The sequence below is a fragment of the Saccharopolyspora gregorii genome (assembly GCF_024734405.1).
GTDB lineage: Bacteria > Actinomycetota > Actinomycetes > Mycobacteriales > Pseudonocardiaceae > Saccharopolyspora_C > Saccharopolyspora_C gregorii.
In genome coordinates this window covers 3,245,631-3,271,396 of record NZ_CP059556.1, presented here as the reverse complement: position 1 = coordinate 3,271,396, position 25,766 = coordinate 3,245,631, and the positions used below count along the sequence as shown (strand labels likewise).

Sequence of the window (25,766 nt, the reverse complement as noted above, 5' to 3'; positions counted from 1 at the left end):
GCGGACGTGCCGGTGCTCGCCGGTGCCGGGCCGCGTGCCGTCGGCGCGGGGTCGAGCGTGACCTGAGTGTGACCGAACGCCGCGGTGGTGGCGAGTCGTTCTCGGTCAGGTGCCGGGGGTTTCCGGGGGCGGGGCGAGCTCGCCGGTCTCGTCGGCGGCGAGCTTGGTGAGCAGCTGCCGGAGCCGGTCCGATTCCTCGGCGCTGAGCCGGTCCAGCGCGGTGCTGTTGATCTCGTCGGCGAGCGCGGTGGTCTCGCGCAGCACCCGCCTGCCCTCGTCGGTCAGCTCCAGCACGCGGCGCCTGCGGTCGTAGCGGTCGACGGTGCGCGCGACGAGCCCGCGCTGTTCGAGGCGGGCGAGCATCGCGGCGAGCGTCGCCTTGTCGATCGCGGCGCGCCTGCCCAGCGCGGCCTGTTCGATGCCGGGGGCCTCGTCGATGGCGGTGAGCGCGGCGTACTGCGGCTTGGTCAGCTGCGGGGATCGCGCCTGCCAGCGGGCGCCGTGGTCCTGCAGGACCCGGCGCATCAGGTGGAAGACGGCGCTTTCCAGCTGCACGACGCACTCCTCTTGCCGGTCCGGTGGGCTCGCATCCTACGAGATCGGTTCGGGCGGTGGGGCCGGAGCCGTCGCCGCGGTGACCGCGGCTGCGGGAGTGGTAGTGTGTGTACGAACGTTCGTCTACGAACTAAAGGAGGCGGGTGGCGGTGCGCCTGATCGTCGGGATGACCGGAGCCACCGGGGCGCCGCTGGGCGTGCGCCTGCTCGAAGCGCTGCGCGGCCTGCCCGAGGTCGAGACGCACCTGGTGCTGAGCCGCTGGGCCCGCACCACCGTCGAGCTCGAAACCGGCCGCAGCACCCGCGAGGTCGCCGAGCTCGCCGACGTGGTGCACGGGCCCGCCGAACAGGGCGCGTCCATCTCGTCCGGCTCGTTCCGCACCGACGGCATGATCGTCGTGCCGTGCAGCATGAAGACCCTCGCCGGCATCCGCACCGGCTACGCCGACGGGCTCATCGGACGTGCCGCCGACGTGGTGCTCAAGGAGCGGCGCAAGCTCGTGCTCGTCCCGCGGGAGACGCCGCTGAGCGAGATCCACCTGGAGAACATGCTCGCGCTCTCCCGGATGGGCGCCGTGCTGGTCCCGCCGATGCCCGCCTTCTACGACCACCCGCAGTCGGTGACCGATCTGCTCGACCACGTCGTGATGCGGGTCCTCGACCAGTTCGACCTGCCCGCGCCGGACACCCCTCGCTGGGGCGGTCTCCGCGCGGCCCGGGACGCATCGGCCGACCGATGACCAGTGAAGGAGGAGAAGTGGCCCACGACGACCTGCGGTCCTACCTGGATGCGCTCGACGAGGCGGGACAGCTGCTGCGGATCACCGAACAGGTCGATCCGGAACCGGACCTCGGCGCCGCCGCCAACGCCGTGTCCCGGCTCGGCGAGGGCGCGCCCGCGCTGCGGTTCGACGACGTCACCGGGTTCACCGACCCGCGCATCGTGCTCAACGCGCACGGGTCCTGGCCCAACCACGCCATCGCGATGGGGATGCCGCCGGAGACCTCCACCCGCGAGCAGGTGCAGGAGTTCATCCGGCGCTGGGAGGACTTCCCGGTCGCCCCCGAGCGCCGCGCCGACCCGCCGTTCCTGGCGAACTCCCGCGAAGGCGCCGAGGTCGACCTGTTCGAGGTGCTGCCGCTGTTCCGGCTCAACGACGGCGACGGCGGCTTCTACCTGGACAAGGCCGCCGTCGTCTCCCGCGACCCGGACGATCCGGAGAACTTCGCCAAGCAGAACGTCGGCGTCTACCGGATGGAGGTCAAGGGCCGGAACGAACTCGGCCTGCAACCGGTGCCGATGCACGACATCGCGCTGCACCTGGGCAAGGCCGAGGAGCGCGGCGAGGACCTGCCGGTCGCGATCGCGCTCGGCAACGACCCGATGATCACCATCGTCGGCGGCACCCCGCTCGGCTACGAGCAGTCCGAGTACGAGATGGCGGGCGCGCTGCGCGGGGCCCCGGCGCCGATCGCCACCGGGCCGCTGACCGGGTTCGACGTGCCGTGGGGCTGCGAGGTGCTGCTCGAAGGCGTGGTCGTCGGGCGGCGCCGCGAGGTCGAGGGGCCGTTCGGCGAGTTCACCGGGCACTACTCCGGCGGCCGGAACATGCCGGTGGTGCGCATCGACCGCATCTCCTTCCGCACCGACCCGATCTTCGAATCGCTGTACCTGGGCAAGCCGTGGACCGAGATCGACTACCTGATCGGCCCGGCCACCTGCGTGCCGCTCTACCAGCAGCTGCGCGCGGAGTTCCCCGAGGTGCAGGCGGTCAACGCGATGTACACGCACGGGCTGCTGGCGATCGTGTCCACCAAGAAGCGCTACGGCGGTTTCGCCCGCGCGGTGGGGCTGCGGGCGATGACGACGCCGCACGGCCTCGGCTACACCAAGGTCGTGATCGTCGTCGACGAGGACGTGGACCCGTTCGACCTGCCGCAGGTGATGTGGGCGCTGTCCACGAAGGTCAACCCGGCCGGGGACCTGGTGGTGCTGCCGAACATGTCGGTGGTGGGCCTCGATCCGGGGTCGCAGCCCGCGGGCATCAGCGACAAGCTGGTGATCGACGCGACGACGCCGGTGGCGCCGGACGCGCGCGGGCACTACGGCCAGCCGGTGCGGGACCTGCCCGAGACCGGGCGCTGGGTGGAGAAGCTGCGCGCCCTGCTGCGCGAGAACTGAACCGACGACGAGAGGAGAGCGCGATGTGCCCGCGTTGTGCCGCGACCGAGGTGACGCTGCAGGCCGTGTCGCCGGTCGCCGGGGTGTGGGAGGTGCGCCGCTGCGAGTGCTGCCACTACTTCTGGCGCAGCACCGAACCGGAGCGCCGCACCCGCCGCGAGTCCTACCCGGAGGCGTTCCGGATGACCCGCCAGGACGTCGAATCGGCGACCGAGATGCCCGCCGTCCCGCCGCTGCGGGGTGCGCCGTGAGCGGCCGGGCGCTGATGTGGGAGGTGCGGGCCGCGCCGGGCGCGCAGCCGGAGCTGCTGGCGTGGGTCCGGGAGCACGCGGTGCCCCGCTGCGGTGCGGTCGAGCTGTACCGCTCGGCCGAGGACCGCGTCGTGCTCATCGCGCACCACGACGCGGACCCGCCGCGGCTGCCGACCCCGCCGCCGCACCTGGTCGCGCGACCACCGCACCAGTGGACCTTCGACCGGGTCAGCTGACCTTCCGGCGCCCGCCCGGCCGAGTAGGTCGGGCGGGGCGGGTCAGCGGTGGGCGTCGGTGCAGGTGCACGGGTCCTGGCAGGCCTGCTGCACCCCGGGCAGCGGCATCGGCTCGACCGCGAGGCGGCGGCCGCCGACCGTGCACCAGGACAGCACGCCGCCGAGCGCGCACGCCCCGGCCGAGACCAGCATGGCGAACCCGAACCCGTCGGCGACGGTGTCCCCGGGCCCGGTCATCCCCGCGACCAGCGGCAGCACCGCCACCGCGACCAGCCCGGCGAGGCGGGAGATCGCGTTGTTCACCCCGGAGGCCACCCCGGCACGATCGGCGGTCACCGAGGCGAGCACCGCCGAGGTCAGCGGCGCCACCGTCACCGACAGGCCCAGCCCGAACACGAGCACCCCGGGCAGCACCCCGGTGAGGTAGGTCGAGCCCGGCTCCGCCCAGGTCAGCAGCGCCAGCCCCGCCGCGCATCCGAACGGCCCGATCGTCATCGGCAGCCGCGGCCCGGTGCGCTGCGCCAGCGCACCCATCCGCCCGGAGATCAGCAGCATGATCACGGTGATCGGCAGCGTCGCCACCCCCGCGCGCAGCGCCGAGTAGCCGAGGGTCTGCTGCAGCTGCAACGACAGCAGGAACAGCGCGCCGCTGAGCGCCGCGTACACGGTGAACGTGGTGAGGTTCGCCCCGGTGAACTGGCGGGAGGCGAACAGGTTCAGCGGCAGGATCGGGTTCCGCCCGCGGTGTTCGAGCAGCGGGAACGCGACCAGCCCGGCGACCCCGACGACCAGCGCGGCGGTGGTGACCGGGTTCCAGCCGCGCGCGGGCAGCTCGATCAGCGCGTAGATCGCCCCGGCCAGGCCGAGCGTGATCGTTGCGGCCCCGGCGAGGTCGGGCGAGCCGGGCCGCCCGCTGCGGGTCTCCGGCACGTGCCGGGCGGTGACGTGCAGGGCGAGCGCGGCCAGCGGCACGTTGATGAAGAACACCCAGCGCCAGGACGCCGCGTCCACCAGCCACCCGCCGATGAACGGCCCGAGCGCGGAGGACACCCCGGTCAGGCCGGCCCAGGTGCCCACCGCCCGGCCGCGGTCCTCGGACCGGATGGTGGAGTTGATCAGCGCGAGGCTGCCCGGCACGAGCAGCGCCCCGCCGACGCCCTGCAGCAGCCGTGCCACGATCAGCAGCTCCCCGCTGGGCGCGAGCCCGCAGCCTAGGGAGGCGAGGGTGAACACCACGAGCCCGATCTGGAACACCCGCCGCCGCCCGTAGCGGTCGCCGAGCGCCCCGCCGAGCAGCAGCAGCGCGCTCAGCGTGAGCAGGTACGCGTCCAGCACCCACTGCAGCACCGCGAACCCGCCGCCGGTGTCTCGGCCGATGGCGGGCAGCGCCACGTTCACCACCGACCCGTCCAGGAACGCCACGCCCGAGCCGAGGATGGTGCCCGCGATGATCCACCGGCCGGTGCGGCTCGCCAGCGGGATGGTGGCGGTGGGATTGCCGTCGGTGCTGGTCATGCGGTCCTCTCCGCGGCCGTCGTCCGGCCGACGCACCGAGGATAGGCGGCCGCGCCACCCCGGGCATCCGTCCACTGTGGAGTGTTGACGGCCGGTGCCGCGGTGCGTAGAACGAGAGCGGCAGACGACCGCGCTGGAGCAGCCGATGACCGGAATCCGCCCGGAACGCCTCCGCATCGACGGCCGCACCGGGCCGCTGCTCGGCGTCGACGACCGGCACCCGGTGCTCAGCTGGGGGTTCGCCGCGGAGGACGCGGAACCCGGCGGCCTGCAGACCGCCTTCCAGGTCGAGGTCACCGATCCGGACGGCCGGACCTGGTGGGACAGCGGCGTGGTCGAGTCCGGGCGCGCGCGGGTGCGCTGCGGCGGACCGGAACCCGCCGCGCGGCAGCGGTTGCGCTGGCGAGTGCGGGTCCGCGACGAGCACGAGCGCTGGTCCCCGTGGAGCGGGCGCTGCGAGTGGGAGCTCGGGCTGCTCACCCGCCGGGACTGGGGAACGGCGAGCTGGATCGCGCACCCGGACCGCGGACCCGGCGATCCGCTGCCGATCTTCGCGAAGGCGTTCACCACGTGCGGGCCGATCAGCGCCGCCCGGCTGCACCTGTGCGGGCTGGGCGTGCACGCCGCGACCCTCAACGGGCGGCCGGTGACCGACGAGGTGCTGGCCCCCGGGAACTCGAACTACCAGCGCTCCGCCGAACACCGGGTGCACGACGTGCGGGAACTCCTGCTGCCCGGGGCGAACGTGCTCGGCGTGGCGCTCGGCCACGGCACCGCGCACGTGCACCGGCACGGCACCCGCGGCGGCGCGCGCGACCCCTACTCGTGGTGGACCAGCACCGAACCGGCGCGCGGCGAGCTGCTGGTGCCCGCGCACCCCGGCGCCGACCGCATCCGCGTCCCGGATCCGGGTGGCCACCCCATCGGCGGGACCGTCACCATCGGCACCCGCGATCGTTGGGAGAGCAGGCAGGTCGTCGCCGCCGACGAGCACGGGCTGATCATCGCCCCGCCGCTGGAGCACCGGCACCCCGCGGGCGCACCCGTCGAAGGCTCCGGAGACCCGGTGGCGCAGTGGGAACCGACCGCCGGCGCCGCGGTGTCCCCGCGGCTGATCGCCCGCCTGGAGCTGACCGGGCCCGACGGGCGGCGCGACATCGTCAGCGGACCGGACTGGCGCACCGCGCTGGGGCCCGCGATCACCGACAACTGGTTCTCCGGCACCGACCACGACGCCCGCCGCGCCCAGCCCGGCTGGGACGAGCCCGGCGCCGACCACACCGCGGCCGCGACCCGCCGCGACGGCGAGCCGGCCGGGTGGGTCGACGCGATCCGCACCACGCCGCCGAACGGCGGCACCGAACTCGTGTGGCGCCGGGCGCAGCCGGTGCGGATCGTGCGCGAGTGGCGGCCGGTGCGGGTGCGCGAGCTCGAACCGGGACGCCGGGTGTTCGACCTGGGGCAGAACCTCGCGGGCTGGCCGCGGCTGCGGCTGCCCGAAGTGCCCGCGGGCACCGTCGTGGCCCTGCGGCCCGGTGAATCGCTGGCGCCGGACGGCTCCGTCGACCAGACCTCGATCCGCAACGACCGGCGTGGCACCGACGTGCTGCACACCTACACCGCCGCGGGCCTGCCCGGCGGGGAGACCTGGCAGCCCGCCTTCCAGTACTTCGCGATGCGCTTCGTGGAGGTCACCGCGCCACCCGAGGTGCGTCCCGAGGTCGTCGGGCTGCAACTGCGGGCCGACGCGCCGCGCGCCGGGTCGGTGCGCACCTCCGACGAGCGGGTGGACCGGCTGCACCGGATGGCGCACTTCTCCGTCGCCTCGAACCTGATGTCGGTGCTCACCGACTGCCCCGGCCGGGAGAAGCTGGCCTACGGCGCCGACTACACGCACCCGATGGGCGTGCTGTCCCGGCACTTCGACCTCGCGGCCTACCTGCCGACGATGCAGCGGCACCTCGCCGAAGGGCAGTCCGGGCGCGGGCCCGACGTGGGCAACGTGGCGCTGAAGGCGCCCGTCTACGACTGGGGCTACCGGGACCGGTTCGGCGACGAGGTCAACTGGGGCAACGCGATCGTGCTGGTGCCGTGGCTGCTGCACCGGCTCTACGACGACGCCGAGACGATGGCGCGGCACTACCCGGCCATGACGGCCTACCTGGACTACCTGCGGCGCCGCAAGGCGCACCGGCACCTGGTCGTCGGCGAGCTCGGCGACTGGGTGGCGGCGGAGGAGACCGCGGGAGAGCTCACCGGAACCTGGGGCTACCACGCCACCGCCCGCGCCGTGGCGGACGTGGCCGCGGCACTGGGGAACCCCGCGGACGCGCGCGAGTACGGCGCGCTGGCCGAGGACATCGCCCGCGCCTTCCACGAGCGGTTCTACCTGCCCGACCTCGGCTGCTACAGCGGCGACGGGACCGAGCGGGGCGCGACGCAGGCGGCGCAGGCGATGCCGCTGGACGCCGGGATCGTGCCCGTGCCGGAACGCCCGCGGGTGCTGGCCGCGCTGGTCGAACGCGTCCGCGCGTCCAGCGGCCCGCTGCTGCGCGCCGGGCACCTTGGACTCGGGCCGGTGGTGCGGGTGCTGCGCGACGCCGACCGCGACGAGCTGCTGTGGGAGGCGCTGCACCAGGACGCCGGTTACGGCGCGTTCTTCCGGGACACCCCGGCGAACCCGGGCGGGCTCAGCACGGTTCCGGAGCAGTGGGACCTGCGCAACTCGCTGAACCACATGATCTTGACCCAGCTCGACGAGTGGTTCCACACCGGACTCGCCGGCCTCGACCAGGCGCCGGGCTCCACCGGCTTCCGGCGGCTGCGCATCCGGCCCAAGGTCGTGGGCGACCTGCGCCGGGTCGAGGGCCACCACACCACCCCCGCGGGCCGGGTCGAGTCCCGCTGGTGCCGCGACGGGCGCGAGTTCACCCTCACCGTGCGGATCCCGCCGAACACCACCGCCGAGGTGCACGTGCCCGGCCGCACCGCCGGAGCGGACCTGGTCCGCGACGGGCACGGCGTGTTCGAGCTGGGGCCGGGGGAGCGCACGTTCCGCTCGACGCTGCCCCGCGCGGAGTCCCGAAACGACCGGTGAAGTTCGCGAACAATGCCGGAATCGGCGATTCGTCAAGGCTGGAAATGTGCCGGTGCGGTGGGAAAAATGCGATGTGGCGAGAAGTGGACACCGGGGTTCACCCGTCGATCCCACTTCGGCACGGTATGCATCAAGTCGGCCCCGACCAGCGGACAGAGGTGCGTGTGAGCGCGAGCAGAGCGGAGCCTGAATGTCCCGGCCCTGACGGGACGATCCCGGGCTGGACCCCCGAACCCGCTGAACTGTCCGATGTGGAATTGCTGCTGGACGGTGCCTTCGGTCCGTTGACCGGATTCCTCGGCGCCGCCGACGTCGACTCGGTGCGCACCCGGCGCCGGTTGCTGGACGGCACCCCGTGGCCCGCGCCGATCGTGCTGCCGGTGCCCGCCGACCTCGCCGACGCGCCCCGGATCGAGCTGCGCGACGCCGAAGGCGCCCCGGTCGCGGTGCTGCGCAACGACGATCCCTGGTCCGACGGCACCACCTGCTTCGCCGCCGGAGTGCTGCGCGCCGCGGCGGACCCCGCCGGAGCGCTGCGCCGGATGCGCCCGCCCGCCGCCGAGGTCCGCGCGGACCTGCCCGCCGGACCGGTGCTCGGCGTCGTCGCCGACGCCCCGCTGCACCACCGCGAACTCGCGCAGCTGCGCGAACTCGCCGCCGAGTTCGACGGGCACGTGCTGCTGCTGCCCCGGATGACCGGGCCGCGCCCGGAACTGCTGGTGCAGGCCCTGCTCGCCGCCCGCCCGCACCTGCCCGCGGGCACCGCGGTCGTGCCGGTCCCGCTGGCCCGCCGGCCCGACCCGAAGGCCGACGCGGCGCTGGCCGCGCAGGTCGCCGCCGCCTACGGCGCGACCCACCTGGTCACCGCGGACCCGGTCGAGGACTCGCCGATCACCGTGGTCGCTCCGCCCGAACTGGTCCGCGACTCCGCCGACGCCTGGATCCGCGCCGAGCGGGTCGAACCCGGCTGCGGGCGTGGCGGCCTGGGCGCCGAGGAGCTGCGCGCCCGCCTCGACGAGGGCGCCCCGTTGCCGTCCTGGTTCACCACTCCGGCGATCGCCGAACACCAGCGCAGGCTGCACCCGCCGCTGGCCGAACGCGGCTTCACCGTGCTGTTCACCGGCCTGTCCGGGGCGGGCAAGTCCACCCTGGCCCGCGCGCTGCGCGACGAGCTCAGCCAGCACGACCACCGGGCGGTGACGCTGCTGGACGGGGACGTGGTGCGCCGGACCCTCTGCGAAGGCCTCGGGTTCTCCGCCGCCGACCGCAGCCGCAACGTGCGCCGCATCGGGTTCGTCGCCTCCGAGGTCACCCGGCACGGCGGCGCGGCGATCTGCGCGCCCATCGCGCCCTACGCGGCCGACCGGGACGCGGTGCGCCGCATGGTGTCCGACTGCGGCGGGTTCCTGCTGGTGCACGTCGCCACCCCGCTCGGCGAGTGCGAACGCCGCGACCGCAAGGGCCTGTACCGCAAGGCGCGGGCCGGGGCGCTGCCCGAGTTCACCGGCGTGTCCGCGCCCTACGAGCCGCCCACCGACGCCGACCTGGCGCTGGACACCTCCGGGCTGTCCCAGGGCGAAGCCGTCGCCCGGGTCGTGGCGCTGCTGCGGGAACGGGGCTGGGTGCGCTCGTGGACCTCGGAGTGACCCTGACCGGTCTGCTGACCGGATCGCTGGTCGGCCTGACCGGGATGGGCGGCGGTGCCCTCACGATGCCGCTGCTGACCGTCGTGTTCGGCGTGCCGCCGCTGGCCGCGGTGTCCACCGACCTGGTGGCGGGCGCGGTGATGAAACCGGTGGGCGCGGCCGTGCACCTGCGGCGGCGCACCGCTCACCTGCCGACGGTGGGCCTGCTGTGCCTGGGCTCGCTGCCGTGCGCGCTGCTCGGCTCGCTGCTCGCGGGCCGGCTCGGCGCGGGCACCGGCGCGGTGCTCAAGGGGGTGAGCGCGGCCGCGGTGCTGCTCGCCGCGGTGACCCTGGTGGTGCGGATGCGCCTGGACCGCGGACGTCCGGCGTCCGGCGCGGCACCGCGGATCCGCCCGGTCCCCGCCGTGCTGCTGGGCGCGGCCGCCGGGTTCGTCGTCGGCACCACCTCGGTCGGTTCCGGGTCCATCGTCATCGTGTGCCTGCTGCTGCTGGACCGGGCGATGAGCTCGGCGCGGCTGGTCGGCACCGACCTGGTGCAGGCCGTGCCGCTGGTGCTGGTCGCCGCGCTGGGACATCTGCTGCACGGCCAGGTCGACCTCGGGTTGGTGGGCTCGCTGCTGGCCGGTTCGCTACCCGGGGTGCTCGCCGGATCACTGCTGTCGGCGCGCATCCCGGACCGGCCCGTCCGGGTGCTGCTGGGCGGCATGCTCGCCGCCAGCGGGGCGATGCTGGCCGGAACGGGGGCGGCGGTGGCGGCGGCGCTCGGCGTGCTGGTCGCGCTCGCCGCCGCGGCGGTGTCGTCCGGATGGTTCTCCCGCGGTCGGGCGTCGGCCCCGGCGGGGGAGCGGATCGATGCCGGCGCCGAAGGAGGAACCGGGTGAAGGCGGACGATCACGAGCTGGCCGCGCGGCTGGCGGACGAGGCCGGGCGGTGCCTGCTGGAGCTGCGCGCGCGTCGCCGGTCCGAAGTGGACGGCAAGGTGCTCGGTGACGAGGGCGACGCCGCCGCGCACGAACTGCTGCTGGCCGCGCTCGCCGAGCAGCGCCCGCAGGACGCGGTGCTCTCCGAGCACGGCACCGCGGGTCCCAAGCGCTCCGGCGGCGGCCGGGTGTGGATCGTGGATCCCCTCGACGGCACCAGGGAGTTCTCCGAACCGGACCGCCCCGACTGGGCCGTGCACGTGGCGCTCGCCGCGGAGCACCAGGTGCGGGCGGCCGCCGTGGCGCTGCCCGCCGCGGGCCTGGTGCTCGGCACCGGCAGCCCGCCGCGGGTCCCGGCCGCGCACGGCGGGCCGCCGCGCATCGCGGTGAGCCGCAGCCGCCCGCCGGAGTTCGTCGCCGCCGTCGCCGCCGCGCTCGGTGCCGAGACCGTCCCGATGGGCTCGGCAGGCGCCAAGATCAGCGCGGTGGTCCGCGGCGAGGTCGACGCCTACTTGCACGCGGGCGGCCAGTACGAGTGGGACAGCGCCGCCCCGATCGGCGTGGCCCGGGCCGCCGGGCTGCACACCAGCCGCCTCGACGGCTCGCCGCTCGTCTACGACCGACCCGACCCGTGGCTGCCGGACCTGCTGGTCTGCCGCCCCGAACTGGCCGAACCGCTGCTGGCGGCGGTGGCCGCCGCACCTGGAACACCTCCCGAGGGGAGCAGTTGATGCCCGCCCGACGCGCCCTGTCCCGCCTGGACGTCCTCGAATCCGAGGCGCTGCACCTGATCCGCGAGGTCGCCGCCGAGTTCGACCGGCCCGCGCTGCTGTTCTCCGGCGGCAAGGACTCCGCGGTGCTGCTGCGCCTGGCCGAGAAGGCGTTCTGGCCCGCCCCGATCCCGTTCCCGGTGCTGCACGTGGACACCGGCCACAACTTCGAGGAGGTGCTGGAGTTCCGGGACCGCCGCGCCGCCGAGCTCGGCGTGCGGCTGGTGGTCGCGTCCGTGCAGGACTCCATCGACGCGGGCCGCGTCGTCGAGCAGGAGGGCCGCGGTGCCAGCCGCAACCGGGCGCAGACGGTGACGCTGCTCGACGCCATCGCCGAGCACCGGTTCGACTCGCTGTTCGGCGGCGCCCGCCGCGACGAGGAACGTGCGCGTGCGAAGGAGCGGATGCTGTCCTTCCGCGACGCCTTCGGCCAGTGGGACCCGCGCAACCAGCGCCCCGAGCTGTGGAACCTCTACAACGGGCTGATCGGCCCGGGGGAGAACGTGCGCGCGTTCCCGCTGTCGAACTGGACCGAGCGCGACATCTGGACCTACGTCGACCAGGACGGCGTGGAGCTGCCCGCGCTGTACTTCGCGCACCGGCGGAAGGTCTTCGAACGCGACGGCATGTACCTCGCCGACAACCCGTTCGTGCACCGCGATCCGGACGAGGTGCTCACCGAGAAGTCCGTGCGGTTCCGCACCATCGGCGACATGACCTGCACCGGGGCGGTGCCGTCCACCGCGTCCACGGTCGCCGAGGTGATCGCCGAGATCGCCGCCACGAAGGTCACCGAACGCGGCCAGACCCGTGCCGACGACCGCGCGAGCGCGGCGTCCATGGAGGACCGCAAGCGAGAGGGGTACTTCTGATGAGCCTGCCCACCGATGCGGAGGAACGGAGCTTCGCCCCCGCCGACAGCCTGCTGCGGTTCGCCACCGCCGGGGCCGTCGACGACGGCAAGAGCACGTTGATCGGCAGGCTGCTGCACGACTCCCGCTCGCTGCTGGCCGACCAGCTGGAGATGCTGGAGCTGGTCGGCCGCGAGCGCGGCGACGACGGGCTGGACCTGGCGATGGTCACCGACGGCCTGCGCGCGGAGCGCGAGCAGGGCATCACGATCGACGTGGCGCACCGGTACTTCGAGACCGCGCACCGCGCGTTCATCATCGCCGACACGCCCGGGCACGCCCAGTACACCCGGAACATGGTCACCGGCGCCTCCACCGCGGACCTGGCGATCGTGCTGGTCGACGCCCGCAACGGGCTCACCGAGCAGAGCCGTAGGCACGCGGTGCTGGCCGGGCTGCTGCGGGTGCCGCGGCTGGTGCTGGCGGTGAACAAGATGGACCTGGTCGACCACGACCACGAGGTGTTCGCGGCGATCACCGCGGAGTTCGCCCGGTTCACCGCGGAGCTGGAGCTGCCCGAGGTCACCGCGATCCCGATCTCGGCGCTGCGCGGCGACAACGTGGTGCACCGCTCGGACCGGATGCCGTGGTACGAGGGCCCGTCGCTACTGGAGCACTTGGAGCGGGTGCACATCGAGGACGACCGGGCGGCCGGGGACTTCCGGCTGCCGGTGCAGTACGTGATCCGCGCCCCCGAGCGGGACTACCGGGGCTACGCGGGCCAGATCAGCGGTGGCTCGGTGCACGAGGACGCCGAGGTGCTGCACCTGCCCTCGGGCCTGCGCACCCGGGTGACCGCGGTGGACACCGCGGACGGCGCGCTCGCCGAGGCCAGGGCGCCGCAGTCGGTGTCGGTGCGGCTGGCCGACGAGATCGACGTGGGGCGCGGCGACCTGCTGTGCGCCCCGGACGCCCCGCCGGCAGCGGCGACCGAGCTGACCGCCCGGGTGTGCTGGATGGCGGCGAACCCGGTGCTGCGGCCCGGAACTCGGCTGCTGCTCAAGCACACCACGCGCACGGTCAAGGCCCTGGTCACCGCGGTGCACCACCGGGTGGACGTGACGACGCTGCACCGCGAACCGGCCGCGAAGCTGGGCCTCAACGACATCGGCGAGGTCGGCCTGCGGCTGGCGCAGCCGGTGTTCTGCGATCCCTACGAGCGCAACCGGCTCACCGGCGGCGGCCTGCTGGTCGACGAGGCCACGCACGCCACCGTCGGCGCCGTGATGATCACCGAAGCGCGGTGAGGACCCGGCGCCTCCAGGCGCCACCGGGAAGAGCGAGCACGACTAGGAGCAACACCATGGTCAAGATCATCGGAGCCGGTTTCGGCCGCACCGGGACCGCGTCGATGAAGGCGGCGCTGGAACACCTCGGCTTCGGGCCGTGCTACCACATGTTCGAGGTCATCGCGGAGCCCGAGCGGATGCGGGACTGGGCTCGCGCGCTGGACGGTCCGGTGGACTGGGACCAGGTCCTCGGCGGGTACCGGTCCACTGTGGACTGGCCGGGCTGCACGTTCTGGCGCGAGCTGGTGGAGGCCTACCCGGACGCGAAGGTCCTGCTCACCACCCGCGACCCGCAGCGCTGGTACGACAGCACCTACGACACCATCTACCAGTTCGTGCAGGACCCGCCGGGCGACTCGGACGACCCGTTCACCACGAAGCTGCGCCCCACCATCGAGCGGATGATCTGGAACGGCACCTTCGACGGCCGCTTCGAGGACCGCGCGCACGCCATCGAGGTGTTCGAGCGGCACAACGCCGAAGTCCGCGCCACCGTCCCCGCCGACCGGCTGCTGGAGTACCAGCCCGGCCAGGGCTGGGAGCCGCTGTGCGAGTTCCTCGACGTGCCGGTCCCGGCCGAGGACTTCCCGCACGTCAACGACAGCGCCTCCATCCGCGACCTCGCCGAGCAGGTCCGGAGCGAAGGGAAGTTCCCCTCCCCGTTCAGCAACGCCTGACCCGGCCCGCGGTGCCGCGGCACCGCGCCCGCGTCCCCCGAACCACTCCGAGGAGCCGACCGATGACGCCCCACCCGCGCGAGTTAGGCCGCCGCAGCGTGCTGCGGATGCTCGCCGCCGCCTCCGCCGTCCCCGCCCTGGTGAGCACCGGCACCGCCGCGACCGCCGCCGCAGCGGCCGCACCCGCGCCCCGCGCCGGGACGCGCGCCGGCCACACCTTCGTGAGCCGCCCCGACCTGAACCCGCCGCAGGTCGCCATCAGCACCCCCGCCGCCGGCGTCCGGCCCGGCCACGTGCTGCTCACCCCGGCCGGGGCGAACAAGCTCGACCCCGCGGCCGCCGCCCCGCGCGCCGACTTCCAGCCCGGCGCGCTGATCATGGACGACCTGGGGCAACCGGTGTGGTTCTCGCACCCCGCCGAGGGCGTCATCGCCGACATGCAGGTGCAGCAGTACCAGGAGAAACCGGTGCTGACCTTCTGGGAAGGCGCCATCCACGTCCCGCCGGGCTTCGGCACCGGGCAGTTCGCGATCGTCGACGAGAGCTACCAGCGCATCGCGACCGTGCGGCCCGCCAACGGCCTCGAAGGCGACATGCACGAGTTCGTGATCACCCCGCGCGGCACCGCGCTGATCATCGTCTACACCGAGGTCCGCGCCGACACCACGCCCGTCGGCGGCGCGGCGAACGCGAAGGTGCTCGAAGGCGTCGTGCAGGAGATCGACATCGCCGGCGGCGAGCTGCTGTTCGAGTGGCGCAGCCTGGAGCACGTCGCCATCGAGGAATCCTTCTACCCGGTACCCGCGGATCCGGAGGAGTGGTTCGACTACATCCACCTCAACGCGGTCTGCGAGGACGGCGACGCGCTGCTCGTCTCCGCCCGCTGCACGCACGCCGTCTACCGCATCGACCGCGGCACCGGCGAGGTCACCTGGCGGCTCAACGGCAAGAAGAGCGACTTCGAGATGGGGCCGGACGCCGCGTTCGCCTGGCAGCACGACTGCAGGCGCCGCGAGGACGGCACGATCACCCTGTTCGACAACGCCGCCGCCGCACCTGGCCGCGGGCGCTCCCGGGCGCTCGTGCTCGACGTCGACGAGCAGGCGCGCACCGCGACCGTGCGGCGCAGCCACGAGAGCCCGGAGGGGCTGCTCGCGCCGAACCAGGGCAACACCCAGCTGCTCGACGAGGACCACCTGTTCGTCGGCTGGGGCGGGGAGCCGTACTTCACCGAGTTCGACGCGGACGGCGAGGTGCTGTTCCACGGCAACTTCGTCGACTCCATCACCTCCTACCGCGCGTTCCGGTCCCCGTGGGTCGGCAGACCGCTCGACCGGCCCGCCGTGGCCGGGCAGGCCGGGGACGGCGTCACCAGCGTGTACGCCAGCTGGAACGGGGCCACCGAGGTCGCCGCGTGGCGGGTGCTGACCGGGCCGGACGAGGCGAACCTCGCGCCCGTGCAGGACGTGCCGCGCACCGGTTTCGAGACCCGGGTGGACGTGCCCGGCGCCGCCGCCTTCGTCGGCGTGCAGGCGCTCGACGCCCGGGGCGAGGTCCTCGGCGACTCCCCGGCGGCCGAAGTCGCCTGATCGCGCCAGGTGAACGGCCCGGTCGACCGCTCGACCGGGCCGTTCGGGACCGGTCCGCGCGGCGAACCGGGAAGCTAGGGTGCGCGGTGGTCCTCCGTCCGGTTCGCACGATCGTGAGCACGCCCATGCCGCACGCCCCGCAGGTCACCACGAACGAACGCCTCGTCGCGCTCGACTGCCTCGGCTGCGGGCGCTCGCACCCCGTCGGCGACCTGACCGCCGGCTGCCCGGACTGCCTGGTGCGCGGCACCCCGGCGAACCTGCGCTGCCGCTACGACGGGGACCCGTTCGGGCAGCTGCCGCTGCGCGGCGCCCGCACCCTCGGCGAAGGCGGCACCCCGCTGTTCCCGCTGCCCGCCGAGCTCGCCCGGACGGCGTCGAGGTGTGGGTGAAGAACGAGGCCGCGAACCCGACCGGTTCGCACAAGGACCGGTTCAGCTGGGGCGCGGTCGGCCGGGCCGCCGCGGCGGGCTGCGCGGGGGTCGTGGCCGCGTCCTCCGGCAACGCCGCGGTGTCGCTGGCCGCCTACGCCGCGCTCTACGGGCTGGAGTGCGACCTCGCCGTCACCACCGCCGTGCCCGCCCCGATCGTCGACGCGGTGCGCGCCACCGGCGCGCGGCTGCACGTGTTCGAGGACGCCGAGCAGCGCTGGGACTTCGTCCGCGACCGCGCCGCCGATCCGGGTCGGCTCGCGGTGACGAACTACGTGCGGCCCGCCGTGGGCAGCAGCCCGTTCGGCGTGGACGCGATGCGACCGCTCGGCTGGGAGGTGGTGGACGGCCTCGGCCGCGTCCCGGAGCACGTGCTGCTGCCGACCGCGCGCGGCGACCTCGCCTTCGGCGCGCACCTCGGGTTGCGGGAGGCGGCGCGGCGGCACGACCGGCCCGGCCCCCGGGTGCACCTGGTCGAACCGTTCCCGCGGCTGAGCGCGGTCCGCGCGGGCGCGGGCGTGCACGACTCCTTCCCGGGGACGGCCACCGGTGCCCCGTCGATCGGCGGCGGCTCCACCACGGTGCAAGCGCAGCGGGTGCTGGCGGAATCCGGGGGAGATCCGGTCGTCGCCGACAGGGCCGCAGCGGCCGCGGAACGGCTGGCGCGGCACGGGATCCTGCTCGAAGGGGCCAGCGCCCTGGTGCTCCCCGCGCTGCACCGGCTGCACGGATCCGGCCGCATCGCGCCGGGCGAGACCGCCGTCCTCGTCGCCACCGCCCACCCCTTCAAGGGGCTCTGACCGCCGGGGAACCGCGCCCCGTCAGGGCCGGGTGTAGACCCCGTGCGGGTACGGGTGGTAGCCCTTCGCACCGACCGCCCTGGTCAGCGGGCTGCGCACGTCCTCGTCCGCGCGCAGCAGGTCCAGCACGTGCCGGAAGTCCCACCGCGGCGTCCAGCCGAGGTCCGCACGGGCCCGGTCGTTGGCGTACACCCGGTCCAGCGAGGGGAACATCCGCCAGCCGCGCCGCGCGTACTCCGCCTCCTGGTCGGGGAACAGCCGCCGCACCACCTCGGGGGCGTCGGTCCGCAGCAGCGCCGCGTCCTGCGGGGAGAACGGGGGAGTGGCGCTGATGATGTAGCGGCCGAACCCGAGCTGCGGGGCCCGCGCCAGCGCCAGCCGGTGCGCGTCCACCGCGTCCTGCAGCTCCACCCGCCGGTACAGGTGCTCGTTGACCTTCGCGTTGAGCCCGTCGTAGGCGGTGCGGACGTCCTCGCGGTCGTCGTCCTCCGGGAAGAAGCGGGAGGTGCGCAGCACCACCACCGGCAGCCCGTGGTCGCGGTGCACCAGTTCGCAGACCTGCTCGGCGGCGATCTTGGTGACGCCGTAGACGTTGCGCGGCACCGGCACCACGTCCTCGGTGATCCACGTCGCGGGCTCGCCCGGTGCCGGGGTCAGCGCGCGGCCGAACGCGCTGGTGCTGCTGGTGAACACGAAGCTCCGCACCCCCGCGGCCACGGATTCCTCCAGCAGCGCGAGCGTCCCGCTGACGTTGGTGTCCACGAACGCCTGCCGGTCGTGCGAGCCGACGTGCGGCTTGTGCAGCGTCGCCGCGTGCAGCACGCCGGTGACTCCGTCCAGGCAGCGGCGCAGCAGCTCCCGATCGGTGATCGAGCCGGTGGCCGTGGTGAACCGGGACGGCAGCAGGTCCAGCCCCACCACGTCGCGGCCTTCGGCGCGCAGGCCGCGCACCAGCGCCTCCCCGAGGTGGCCTGCACTGCCGGTGACCAGGATCTTCTCGTCGTTCACGCGGGCCGACGCTACGGGTCCGCGTCGCGCGGGGAAAGCGGTTTTCGCGGCGCGGGCCGGAGCCCTCATTCGCGGACGATGACCACCGGGCACTTCGCGTGCACCGCGCAGCGCTGGCTCACCGAGCCCAGCAGCGTGCGGTAGAAGCCGCCGTGGCCGCGGCTGCCGACCACCAGCAGCTCCGCGCCGTCGGCGGCCTCCAGCAGCGCCTGCGCGGAGTGCCCGTGCACCACCACGCGCTCCACCGCGCTGCCCGGTCCGGTCACCGCGTCCACCGCGTCGTGCATGTTCCGCTCGGCGGCCTGCTGGAAGTCGTCCGGCGGCATCGGCCCGCCCTCCCAGCTGTAGAACGCCGGGTATTCCCAGGCGACCACGGCGCGCACCGCGGCGCCGGTGTGCTCGGCCTGCCGCATCGCCCAGCGCAGCGCCGCGCGGGACGGTTCGGACCCGTCGACACCCACGATGATCACGTTCTCGGTCGTGCTGTCCATGCGCCACCTCGTTGGTGTGGTCCGCCGCCCCGGCGGCGGAGGGACTCGCGCTCCGCGGCCCCCAGTGTGCGACGAACGGGCGGGCCGCCGGAACCCCGGCGCCTCCGGTCGAGCGGAACTCCTCCGGTTCGGAACGGAACTCTCCGTGTCGTGCTCGCCGATCAGGGGTCACCCGGCACGGTGGGTGAGGGTGAATTTCCCGCTGTGCAAGGGAAAAACGGGGGATCATCCGCACACGACCGGCGTCTTGCCGGGACGGGTGGGACGGGAGTTACCTCAAGGGGCACGTTTCACCGAGAGCAAGGGGGCGATCATGACCGCAGCCGAGAGTGGAACCACCGGCCGCTACCTGGTCCTGCTGGAGGACGACGCGACGGTGCTCGGTGCCCGGGAGCTCAACCGGCTCGCCGGTATCCGCACCGCCAGCACCGCCGACGCCGCGGGCGCCGCGCCCGGAGCGCTGTTCAGCGGCGCAGGCGGCGTCGTGCTGCACGAACTCGGCGTCGCGCTCGTCGACGCCGACCCGGAGCAGTTCACCGCGCTGCAGAACTCGGTGCGCGAACGCGGCACCCCGCTGGCGGCGATCGAAGCAGAGCGCCGGGTCTTCGCCATCGGATCCCCGCAACCCGCCGCCGACGCCGAAGTCACCTGGGGCCTGCGCGCCGTCCGGGCCGACCAGAGCACGCCCACCGGCAAGGGCATCCGGGTCGCCGTGCTCGACACCGGCTTCGACGAGCAGCACCCCGACTTCGCCGGCCGGGACGTCGTCACCGGGTCCTTCGTGGAGGGGCAGGACGCCCACGACGGGCACGGCCACGGCACGCACTGCATCGGCACCGCCTGCGGGCCGCGCAGCACCCAGTCCGGCCCGGGCTACGGCATCGCGTCCGAGGCGTCGATCTACGCGGGCAAGGTGCTCAGCGACGAGGGATCCGGCGGGGACAGCGGGATCCTGTCCGGCATCCAGTGGGCGATCTCCAACGGCTGCTCGGTGGTGTCGATGTCGCTGGGCGCGCCGACCGAACCGGGGCAGCCGTTCTCCGAAGCGTTCGAACGCGTGGCGCGGCGCGCCATCGAGCGCGGCACGCTCATCGTGGCCGCCGCGGGCAACGAGAGTCAGCGGTCGGCGGGAGCGATCGCGCCGGTCGGGCACCCGGCGAACTGCCCGTCGATCCTCGCCGTCGGCGCGGTGGACGAGCAGGGCGCGGTCGCCGACTTCTCCTCCGGCACGGTGGACCAGATCGGCCAGGTCGACGTGGTCGGGCCGGGGGTGGACGTGTACTCCAGCTGGCCGGGTCAGGAGCGCTACCGGAAGCTCAGCGGCACCAGCATGGCCACCCCGCACGTCGCGGGCGTCGCCGCGCTGCTCGCCCAGCAGTACCCGGAACGGGCGTGGGGCCTCTGGGCTCGCCTCGCGCAGAACGCCAAGCGCCTGCCGCTGCCGTCCACCGACATCGGCGCGGGCATCGTCCAGGCACCCTGAGCCCGGTTCCGCGGGTGGCGGGTGCGCTTCGCGCGCGCCCGCCACCCGCGCTGCCAGGTGTGCCCGTCCCCCGTTCCGGGTAGTCCGCGCGCAGCCGGTCAGGTCCGCCGCCCCCGCTGTCCCGCGGGGCGCCGGCGGCGGATCTTCCGGCAGGCGATCGGCCGGGGGGACGGAGATGAGCACAGGCGACGCAACCGGCGGTGGCCGGACCGGTCGAGAACCGGACCGGGCGGCGGCGGTCGACGAAGCGGTCCGCGCGCGCGAGGAGATGGGGGCGGCGCTGGACGGCGCCGACCGCGCGGTGGAACCCGCGTCGATCCCCGACGCCCGCACCGAACCCGGCGGCGAGCCGGGCGCGCTGTCCGCGCGGGACGCGCTGCTCGACGTGGCTGTCCGCGGGCACCGGCTGGCGCTGCTGCTGGACGGTCTCGCCCGTCGTTACGCCACGCCGGGAACCGCGCGGCCCACCGACGCGCACGTGGCCCTCGACCAGGCCGCGGCGGCCGCGGAGGACCTCGGCAACTGCGTCCAGGCCGCGGCCGCCGCCATCGCCGAGCAGCACGACGCGGAGCGGTGAACGCCCCGCCGCCGTGCTGCTCGGAGTCAGCCGCGGGACAACGCCTTCTCCAGCTCGGCCTTGCTCATCTTCGAACGGCCGCCGATCCCGGCCCGGCGCGCGTCCTGGTAGAGCTGCGCCTTGGTGCGGCCGAGCGGCCCGGTGCGGTTCCCGGAGCGCAGTCCGCCGCGGCGCTCCGGTGAGATGTCCTGCACCGAGGTCTTGCTGCGCCGCTTGGCCTGGCCCTGCTGCGCGCGTTCCTTGTTCACGGTGCGGGCGGCGATCTCCTCGGCCCGGCCTTCGCTGCTGCCGCGCCGTTCGGCGCCGTGCTTGATGTGCTCGTACTGGCGTTCCTGCTTGCGGTTCGCTCCGGCGGGCATGGTGCTCCTCCTCCGACGAGGCGGTGTTCCGGTTCCGCTCTACCCGCGCAGTGACGGCGGTACACCTCCGGAGGGGGACGGAATTCCCTTGCGCGTTCGGCGGAATCCGTTCCGCGACCGCGCGGGGAGCGGGCCGGCGGCGCCGCTCGGGACTACGCTGCACCGCTGACGAACGGGAGTGCGCATGGGTGAGCAGGGAGTGCGGTTTCCGCTCCGGCGGATCCGCTCGCCGCGCTGGGCGGAGCAGCCGGGCACCTGGCGGCAGGCGCGGCCGGAGCTGATCGCGGCCGCGCTGCGGCGCGCGCAGGCCCGGCCGTCGGGGAACTGGTTCGTGCTGGCCGGGAGCCGGGAGATCTCCGCGTCGCGGCCGTTCGGGCGCACGGTGGCCGGTGTGGAACTGGTGGCGTGGCGCGACGGATCAGGGGAGTTGCACGTCGGTCCCGGCGCCTGCCCGCACCTGGGCGCCCCGCTGCGGGAGGCGCGGCTGCACGAGGGACGGCTGGTGTGCCGCTGGCACGGGATGTGCCTGGGGGAGGGGACTGCGGGCTGGCGCACCTTCCCCGCGCACGACGACGGGGTGCTCGCCTGGGTCCGCTTGGACGCGGCCGGCGGGGAGGCACCGCTGCCCGCGCCCGTGCTGCCGACCCGGCCGCCGCCGGCGGGCAGCGTCGACGCGGTGGCCACCGCGGTGGGGGTGTGCGAGCCGCGGGACGTGGTGGCGAACCGGTTGGACCCGTGGCACGGCTCGTGGTTCCACCCGTACTCGTTCGCGAACCTGGAGGTGCTGCGCGAGCCGGACGCGGAGCGGGACGAGTTCGAGGTCGCGGTGTCGTTCCGGCTGACCGGGGGAGTAGGGGTGCCGGTGCGCGCGACCTTCACCGCCCCGGAGCCGCGCACCGTGGTGATGCACATCGTGGCGGGGGAGGGCCTGGGCAGCGTCGTCGAGACGCACGCGACGCCGCTGGGCCGGAACTCGGCCGGGCGCCCGACGACGGCGGTGGTCGAAGCGGTGGTGGCGCATTCGACGCGGCCGGGTTTCCGGCTGGCCCGCGCGGCGGCGGGCGGGTTGCGGCCGGTGATGCGGTGGGCGGCGTTGCGGTTGTGGCGCGACGACCTGGCCTACGCGGAGCGCCGCTGCGAGCTCCGCGGCCGGTCCGGGGGCTGAAGGTCATCCGGTCGCGAGGCTTCGCCCGCGTCGAACCGCTCGGTGCCCAGCACGTCCAGCAGCGCCAGCGCTTCGGCGTCGGGGGGGGGAGCCGGGCTGCGCGGTGTGGAACACGAGGTGCTGGTTGCGGTCGCTGAGCGCGAGCGAGTCGCAGTCGACCGTGACCTCCCCGACGACGGGATGCCACGCGAGCACGTCGAACCTGGCCGACACCACGATGCCCGCCGTCAGCGGTAGTCGTTCGAGCAGCGTGCGGATGCCGGGCCGGGCGTCGCGCCGGTGCCGCCGGGTCCGGTTGGGCGCGGGGCCGACGTGCAGGTGGTCGGATTCGCCGTCGGTGAGCCGCAGCGCGGCGGAGTCCCGGTGTCCGGCGCCGCGGTCCGGATCCGCACGGGCCTCGATGGTGACCGGCGCGAGCGTCCCGGTCGACGGCGGCAGCGGCGCCTGAGCCCTGGATCGTCGGCCGGGCGGCCCGCCCGGCCGACGTATCTTTCTAAGCACGATGGTTTCAGTGTCGACCGAAATCAATGTTCGACGAGCACGAAGAACAACCCCCGCAACGACGACGAGCCTCAGGCGAACCGCGCGGCCAGCCGCAGCAGCGGTGAACGCCCTGCGACCGGCACGCTCCACACGTCGTGCCCGAGCAGCCCCCACAGCCGCAGCAGCCGGTTCGCCGCCAGCATCCCGCTGGTGGCGGCCCGTTCCATCAGCGCCACCGGCAGGTCGACCCGCACGTGGTCCCCGGCCAGCACCAGTCCCGGTTCGGGGGTGGTGATCGTCGGCCGCGCGGCGAACCCGCCGGGCGGGAACAGCGGGCAGTCCGCGCGCAGCTCGTGGCGTTCGTCGACGATCCCGGCCGTGGTGGTCTCCGGGTAGACCCGGTGCAGCTCGTCGAGCACCCGGGACCGCATTCCCGGGACGGTCGCGTCGGGCGCCAGGGCGTAGCAGTGCACCTCGACGACGGATCCGCCGTGCGCGCGGGTCCACTCGGCGGCGTCGTGCTCGTAGCGCTCCAGCACGCTGATGTTGTCCACCGGGCCGAACCCGCTGGTGCCGAGGAACGCGTGCCGGTCGGCGCGCACCGGCCGGTCCAGCCAGAACCGGGACACCAGGAACGGTGGTGCGCTGCGCAGCGCACCGACCCGCTCCCGCCACGCGCGGTGCGCCAGTTCGGGGGAGTCGGCGAGAACGCGCTGCGCTCCGCCGAGTTCGGTGGCCAGCACCACGGCGTCGGCCGCCACCGGCTCGCCGTCCGCCGGGTGCACGGCGAACTCGCGCGGGCCGCGGTGCGAGATCTCGGCGACCTCGGTGCCGAGCCGGAACCGCACGCCCCGGGCTGCGAGGTGCGTCCGCAGCGGTTCCCACAGCGCGGTGGGGAACGAGTCGGCGGCGACGTCGAACAGCAGTCCCTCGCTGGAGCCGAGGAAGTACAGGTGGAACATCAGCGCCAGCTCGGCGGCGGACAGGTCGGTGGGCGGGGCGAAGAAGCTGCGGGAGAACACCTCGAACGCCAGGTGCCGCGCGGCGGGCGGGAACCCGATGTCGCGCAGGTAGTCGGCGGCGTTGGTCCCGTCCAGCCGGGCGTAGACGCCGGGCACCCGCACGTCGGCGAGGGTGGCGGCGGCGCGCAGGTCCATGCCGGGCACGTCGCGCCAGCGGAAGGTGGGGCTGCGGGAGACGAAGCCGAGCGCGTTCCACGGCGGTGATTGCGGGAGCCCGGCGAAGGTGTCGGTGCTGCCGCCCGCGCTCAGCAGCGGGTACTCGGGGAGGGCGACGAGCCCGGCGAGGTCGGGGTCGGCGCGGCGCAGCAGGCGGCGCAGGTTGTAGTACTGCCGGAAGAAGGCGTGGAAGCCGCGGTTCATCGCGACCTCGGAGCCGTCGGCGAGAGTGGTGCTCCAGCCGCCGACGCGTCCGCCGAGGTGCGGTTCGCGTTCCAGCAGCAGCACGTCGGCGCCGCGGTCGCTCAGGCAGGCGGCGGCGGTGAGCCCGGCGATGCCGCCGCCGACGACGGCGACGCGGGGTCCGCCGGTGCCTGCTCGGTCGGCGCCGGGGTGGGCGGGGTGGCGGACGGCGCGCGGGTCACGCAACGGGTCTCCTCCCGAGGAAGGTGTGGGTGAGGGTGCGCTGCCAGCCGGACATGGGTTCGACGCGCACGCCGGTGAACCCGGTGCGGCGCATCCGCGCGGTGAGTTCCGGTGGGGAGTCGAAGTCGAGGGCGCTGCGCCACAGGTAGCGGTAGAGCGCGGTGTCGCCGGTGACCCACCGCCCGGCGGGGATGATCACGCTCCAGCACACGGCGTGCCACAGCAGCCGGTCGGCGCGGCGCCGGGGCAGCGAGTAGTCGTGCACGGCCAGCGGTGCTCCGGGCCGGAGCAGGTCGTGCAGCAGGCGGAGTCCGGCGTCCGGGTCGGGGAGGTTGCGCAGCAGGTAGGCGGCGAGGATGCCGTCGAACGGGCCGTGCACGCCGGCGTCGGGGAGGTCGTGGGCGTCGGCGTGGACGAAGCGGACGGTGGTGGGCCAGGGCTTCTCGCGGGCGCGGGCGAGCATGCGGGCGGATCCGTCGACGGCGGTGATGGTGGCGGCGGGCAGCGCTCGGTGCAGGGCGCGGGTGGAGGCGCCGGTGCCGCAGCCGAGGTCGAGCAGGTGGAGGCCGTGGCCGTCGCCGGGGATGCGGAGGCGTCGGGCGGAGCGGTGCAGGTCGCGGTGGTAGCCGGGGTTGGCGGCGACGAGGGCGTCGTAGTCGCGGCCGCCGCGGTCGAACAGGGTGGTGACCCGGGGGTTCATCGGCGGCTCCGCAGGGCTCGGGTGGTGAGTGCGGTGAGCATGCGGGGTGCGGCGACGCCGAGGCGTCGGCTGGTGGGTACGGCGAGGCGGTGGCCGAAGACCTGGTAGCCGGATTCGACGATGAGGTCGAGGATTTCGCCGTAGAGCAGGTGTGCGGTGCGCACGCAGGGGCGGGCTGCGGGGTGCAGGAGGGCGATGCCGGGTTCGGCGCTGCGGTAGAGGGCGCGGGTGCGGGCGACCTGGTCGCTGAGGGCGCGGCGGACGGGTGCGTCGGGGCGTCCGTTTCGGCGGCACCAGTGCAGCCGGTCGGTGTCGACGCCGAAGGCGGCGAGTTCGTCGGCGGGGAGGTAGACGCGGCCGCGGTCGAGGTCTTCACCGACGTCGCGGAGGAAGTTGGTGAGCTGGAAGGCGAATCCGAGTGCGGCGGCGTGGGGCGCGGCGTGTTCGCGGGGGCCGGTGGTGCCGAGGACGGGGAGGACTTGCAGGCCGATGACTCCGGCGGAGCCGTGGACGTAGTCGTCGAGTGCGGCTCGGGTGGGGTATTCGGTGATGCGCAGGTCCATTCGCATGGAGCGCATGAAGTCGGTGAACAGGGTGGTGGGGAGCCGGTAGCGGTGGGCGGTGTCGGCGACGGCGGCGAGGGCGGGGTGGTCGGTGCTGCCGTGGTGGAGGGCGCGGTGCAGGGCGGCGTCGAGGTGGTGGAGTTCGCGTTCGCGGGTGTCGGTGGGGGTGGTGGTGTCGTCGACGATGTCGTCGGCCCAGCGGGCGAATCCGTAGAGGGCGTGCACGGCGGGGCGGTCGGCGGTGGGGAGGAGCCGGGTGGCGAGGAAGTAGGTGCGGCCGTGTTCGGCGTTGAGGGCGCGGCAGCGGGTGTAGGCGGCGCGGAGGGCGGGGTCGTGGATGCCTGCGGCGTCGAGTTCGCGCCGCGCCGCTGGTGAGGTTTCTCGGGCGGGGCGCCGGAGTTCTCGGTTCGGCACGTCCACGGTGGAGATCGAAGCACACGGGTCGCGGGCGGCGCTCGTCAGCG

At 74.4% G+C, this 25,766-nt stretch carries 26 protein-coding genes; 17 read left to right on the top strand and 9 right to left on the bottom strand.

Annotated elements, in window-relative coordinates:
* Positions 1 to 105: 105 nt before the first annotated feature.
* Positions 106 to 555, bottom strand: a complete 450-nt coding sequence (locus H1226_RS14100) for a MarR family winged helix-turn-helix transcriptional regulator (protein WP_224967825.1) — start codon at positions 553 to 555, stop codon at positions 106 to 108.
* Positions 556 to 698: 143 nt separating this feature from the next.
* Here H1226_RS14100 and H1226_RS14095 point away from each other — a divergent pair, with 143 nt between their 5' ends.
* From H1226_RS14095 to H1226_RS14080, 4 genes are read left to right on the top strand one after another with little or no spacing between them, the layout of a single operon-like run.
* Complete coding sequence (locus H1226_RS14095; RefSeq protein WP_425565682.1) at positions 699 to 1,295, top strand: non-oxidative hydroxyarylic acid decarboxylases subunit B; 597 nt, start codon at positions 699 to 701, stop codon at positions 1,293 to 1,295.
* 17 nt (positions 1,296 to 1,312) lie between these two features.
* Positions 1,313 to 2,737, top strand: a complete 1,425-nt coding sequence (locus H1226_RS14090) for a non-oxidative hydroxyarylic acid decarboxylases subunit C (protein ID WP_224958708.1) — start codon at positions 1,313 to 1,315, stop codon at positions 2,735 to 2,737.
* Between the two features lie 23 nt (positions 2,738 to 2,760).
* Positions 2,761 to 2,988, top strand: coding sequence for a non-oxidative hydroxyarylic acid decarboxylases subunit D (locus tag H1226_RS14085; protein ID WP_258341120.1), 228 nt, complete (start codon positions 2,761 to 2,763; stop codon positions 2,986 to 2,988).
* Positions 2,985 to 3,224, top strand: a complete 240-nt coding sequence (locus tag H1226_RS14080) for a hypothetical protein (protein WP_258341119.1) — start codon at positions 2,985 to 2,987, stop codon at positions 3,222 to 3,224. Before H1226_RS14085 ends, H1226_RS14080 begins: the two co-directional genes overlap by 4 nt.
* 42 nt (positions 3,225 to 3,266) lie before the next feature.
* Here the strand turns inward: H1226_RS14080 and H1226_RS14075 are convergent, their stop codons facing one another.
* Entirely contained in the window at positions 3,267 to 4,739 is a 1,473-nt protein-coding gene (locus H1226_RS14075) for an MFS transporter (protein ID WP_258341118.1), read from the bottom strand.
* Positions 4,740 to 4,884: 145 nt separating this feature from the next.
* On the opposite strand from H1226_RS14075, the gene H1226_RS14070 reads away from it, so the two are divergent.
* From H1226_RS14070 to H1226_RS14025, 10 genes are all read left to right on the top strand, one after another.
* Complete coding sequence (locus H1226_RS14070; RefSeq protein WP_258341117.1) at positions 4,885 to 7,836, top strand: alpha-L-rhamnosidase; 2,952 nt, start codon at positions 4,885 to 4,887, stop codon at positions 7,834 to 7,836.
* 125 nt (positions 7,837 to 7,961) lie between these two features.
* Positions 7,962 to 9,482 (top strand): adenylyl-sulfate kinase, encoded by a 1,521-nt coding sequence (gene cysC, locus H1226_RS14065; protein WP_373689952.1) that lies wholly within the window; start codon positions 7,962 to 7,964, stop codon positions 9,480 to 9,482.
* Positions 9,479 to 10,363 (top strand): sulfite exporter TauE/SafE family protein, encoded by an 885-nt coding sequence (locus tag H1226_RS14060; protein WP_258341115.1) that lies wholly within the window; start codon positions 9,479 to 9,481, stop codon positions 10,361 to 10,363. Before cysC ends, H1226_RS14060 begins: the two co-directional genes overlap by 4 nt.
* Complete coding sequence (locus H1226_RS14055) at positions 10,360 to 11,133, top strand: inositol monophosphatase family protein (RefSeq protein WP_258341114.1); 774 nt, start codon at positions 10,360 to 10,362, stop codon at positions 11,131 to 11,133. Before H1226_RS14060 ends, H1226_RS14055 begins: the two co-directional genes overlap by 4 nt.
* A complete protein-coding gene (gene cysD / locus H1226_RS14050; protein ID WP_224958722.1) occupies positions 11,133 to 12,044 on the top strand; it encodes a sulfate adenylyltransferase subunit CysD in 912 nt (303 codons plus the stop codon). The genes H1226_RS14055 and cysD overlap by 1 nt, the downstream gene beginning before the upstream one ends.
* Complete coding sequence (locus H1226_RS14045) at positions 12,044 to 13,330, top strand: sulfate adenylyltransferase subunit 1 (protein ID WP_258341113.1); 1,287 nt, start codon at positions 12,044 to 12,046, stop codon at positions 13,328 to 13,330. The genes cysD and H1226_RS14045 overlap by 1 nt, the downstream gene beginning before the upstream one ends.
* A gap of 56 nt (positions 13,331 to 13,386) precedes the next feature.
* Entirely contained in the window at positions 13,387 to 14,049 is a 663-nt protein-coding gene (locus tag H1226_RS14040) for a sulfotransferase family protein (protein WP_258341112.1), read from the top strand.
* 62 nt (positions 14,050 to 14,111) lie between these two features.
* Positions 14,112 to 15,638: an arylsulfotransferase family protein gene (locus tag H1226_RS14035; RefSeq protein ID WP_258341111.1), complete on the top strand. Its 1,527-nt coding sequence runs from the start codon at positions 14,112 to 14,114 to the stop codon at positions 15,636 to 15,638.
* Positions 15,639 to 15,751: 113 nt separating this feature from the next.
* Positions 15,752 to 16,030, top strand: coding sequence for a hypothetical protein (locus H1226_RS14030; RefSeq protein ID WP_258341110.1), 279 nt, complete (start codon positions 15,752 to 15,754; stop codon positions 16,028 to 16,030).
* Positions 16,027 to 16,869, top strand: a complete 843-nt coding sequence (locus H1226_RS14025) for a PLP-dependent lyase/thiolase (protein WP_258341109.1) — start codon at positions 16,027 to 16,029, stop codon at positions 16,867 to 16,869. The genes H1226_RS14030 and H1226_RS14025 overlap by 4 nt, the downstream gene beginning before the upstream one ends.
* Positions 16,870 to 16,890: 21 nt before the next feature.
* On the opposite strand, the gene H1226_RS14020 is transcribed toward H1226_RS14025, so the two are convergent.
* Both H1226_RS14020 and H1226_RS14015 read right to left on the bottom strand, forming a co-directional pair.
* Entirely contained in the window at positions 16,891 to 17,877 is a 987-nt protein-coding gene (locus H1226_RS14020; RefSeq protein ID WP_258341108.1) for an NAD-dependent epimerase/dehydratase family protein, read from the bottom strand.
* A gap of 65 nt (positions 17,878 to 17,942) precedes the next feature.
* Complete coding sequence (locus tag H1226_RS14015; RefSeq protein WP_224958729.1) at positions 17,943 to 18,368, bottom strand: universal stress protein; 426 nt, start codon at positions 18,366 to 18,368, stop codon at positions 17,943 to 17,945.
* A 313-nt stretch (positions 18,369 to 18,681) separates the two neighbouring features.
* Here H1226_RS14015 and H1226_RS14010 point away from each other — a divergent pair, with 313 nt between their 5' ends.
* Entirely contained in the window at positions 18,682 to 19,851 is a 1,170-nt protein-coding gene (locus H1226_RS14010; protein ID WP_224958730.1) for a S8 family serine peptidase, read from the top strand.
* A 175-nt stretch (positions 19,852 to 20,026) separates the two neighbouring features.
* Complete coding sequence (locus H1226_RS14005; protein WP_258341107.1) at positions 20,027 to 20,428, top strand: hypothetical protein; 402 nt, start codon at positions 20,027 to 20,029, stop codon at positions 20,426 to 20,428.
* A 26-nt stretch (positions 20,429 to 20,454) separates the two neighbouring features.
* On the opposite strand, the gene H1226_RS14000 is transcribed toward H1226_RS14005, so the two are convergent.
* A complete protein-coding gene (locus H1226_RS14000; RefSeq protein WP_258341106.1) occupies positions 20,455 to 20,787 on the bottom strand; it encodes a plasmid stabilization protein in 333 nt (110 codons plus the stop codon).
* A 184-nt stretch (positions 20,788 to 20,971) separates the two neighbouring features.
* On the opposite strand from H1226_RS14000, the gene H1226_RS13995 reads away from it, so the two are divergent.
* Complete coding sequence (locus H1226_RS13995; RefSeq protein ID WP_258341105.1) at positions 20,972 to 21,952, top strand: Rieske (2Fe-2S) protein; 981 nt, start codon at positions 20,972 to 20,974, stop codon at positions 21,950 to 21,952.
* A gap of 3 nt (positions 21,953 to 21,955) precedes the next feature.
* On the opposite strand, the gene H1226_RS13990 is transcribed toward H1226_RS13995, so the two are convergent.
* From H1226_RS13990 to H1226_RS13975, 4 genes are read right to left on the bottom strand one after another with little or no spacing between them, the layout of a single operon-like run.
* Complete coding sequence (locus H1226_RS13990; RefSeq protein WP_258341104.1) at positions 21,956 to 22,480, bottom strand: hypothetical protein; 525 nt, start codon at positions 22,478 to 22,480, stop codon at positions 21,956 to 21,958.
* 44 nt (positions 22,481 to 22,524) lie between these two features.
* Entirely contained in the window at positions 22,525 to 24,042 is a 1,518-nt protein-coding gene (locus H1226_RS13985; RefSeq protein WP_258341103.1) for an FAD-dependent oxidoreductase, read from the bottom strand.
* On the bottom strand, positions 24,035 to 24,739 hold the full coding sequence (locus tag H1226_RS13980; RefSeq protein WP_258341102.1) for a class I SAM-dependent methyltransferase: 705 nt from the start codon (positions 24,737 to 24,739) through the stop codon (positions 24,035 to 24,037). Before H1226_RS13980 ends, H1226_RS13985 begins: the two co-directional genes overlap by 8 nt.
* On the bottom strand, positions 24,736 to 25,716 hold the full coding sequence (locus tag H1226_RS13975) for a phytoene/squalene synthase family protein (protein WP_258349413.1): 981 nt from the start codon (positions 25,714 to 25,716) through the stop codon (positions 24,736 to 24,738). The genes H1226_RS13980 and H1226_RS13975 overlap by 4 nt, the downstream gene beginning before the upstream one ends.
* Between the last annotated feature and the right edge of the window lie 50 nt (positions 25,717 to 25,766).

What these genes read in the sequence shown, in the direction of transcription:
- H1226_RS14085 (WP_258341120.1), top strand. Translation starts at nt 2,761, where the DNA reads ATGTGCCCGCGTTGTGCCGCGACCGAGGTGACGCTGCAGGCCGTGTCG.
- H1226_RS14075 (WP_258341118.1), bottom strand. Translation starts at nt 4,739, where the DNA reads ATGACCAGCACCGACGGCAATCCCACCGCCACCATCCCGCTGGCGAGC.
- H1226_RS14070 (WP_258341117.1), top strand. Translation starts at nt 4,885, where the DNA reads ATGACCGGAATCCGCCCGGAACGCCTCCGCATCGACGGCCGCACCGGG.
- cysC (WP_373689952.1), top strand. Translation starts at nt 7,962, where the DNA reads ATGCATCAAGTCGGCCCCGACCAGCGGACAGAGGTGCGTGTGAGCGCG.
- cysD (WP_224958722.1), top strand. Translation starts at nt 11,133, where the DNA reads ATGCCCGCCCGACGCGCCCTGTCCCGCCTGGACGTCCTCGAATCCGAG.
- H1226_RS14045 (WP_258341113.1), top strand. Translation starts at nt 12,044, where the DNA reads ATGAGCCTGCCCACCGATGCGGAGGAACGGAGCTTCGCCCCCGCCGAC.
- H1226_RS14040 (WP_258341112.1), top strand. Translation starts at nt 13,387, where the DNA reads ATGGTCAAGATCATCGGAGCCGGTTTCGGCCGCACCGGGACCGCGTCG.
- H1226_RS14035 (WP_258341111.1), top strand. Translation starts at nt 14,112, where the DNA reads ATGACGCCCCACCCGCGCGAGTTAGGCCGCCGCAGCGTGCTGCGGATG.
- H1226_RS14015 (WP_224958729.1), bottom strand. Translation starts at nt 18,368, where the DNA reads ATGGACAGCACGACCGAGAACGTGATCATCGTGGGTGTCGACGGGTCC.
- H1226_RS14010 (WP_224958730.1), top strand. Translation starts at nt 18,682, where the DNA reads ATGACCGCAGCCGAGAGTGGAACCACCGGCCGCTACCTGGTCCTGCTG.
- H1226_RS14005 (WP_258341107.1), top strand. Translation starts at nt 20,027, where the DNA reads ATGAGCACAGGCGACGCAACCGGCGGTGGCCGGACCGGTCGAGAACCG.
- H1226_RS14000 (WP_258341106.1), bottom strand. Translation starts at nt 20,787, where the DNA reads ATGCCCGCCGGAGCGAACCGCAAGCAGGAACGCCAGTACGAGCACATC.
- H1226_RS13995 (WP_258341105.1), top strand. Translation starts at nt 20,972, where the DNA reads ATGGGTGAGCAGGGAGTGCGGTTTCCGCTCCGGCGGATCCGCTCGCCG.
- H1226_RS13980 (WP_258341102.1), bottom strand. Translation starts at nt 24,739, where the DNA reads ATGAACCCCCGGGTCACCACCCTGTTCGACCGCGGCGGCCGCGACTAC.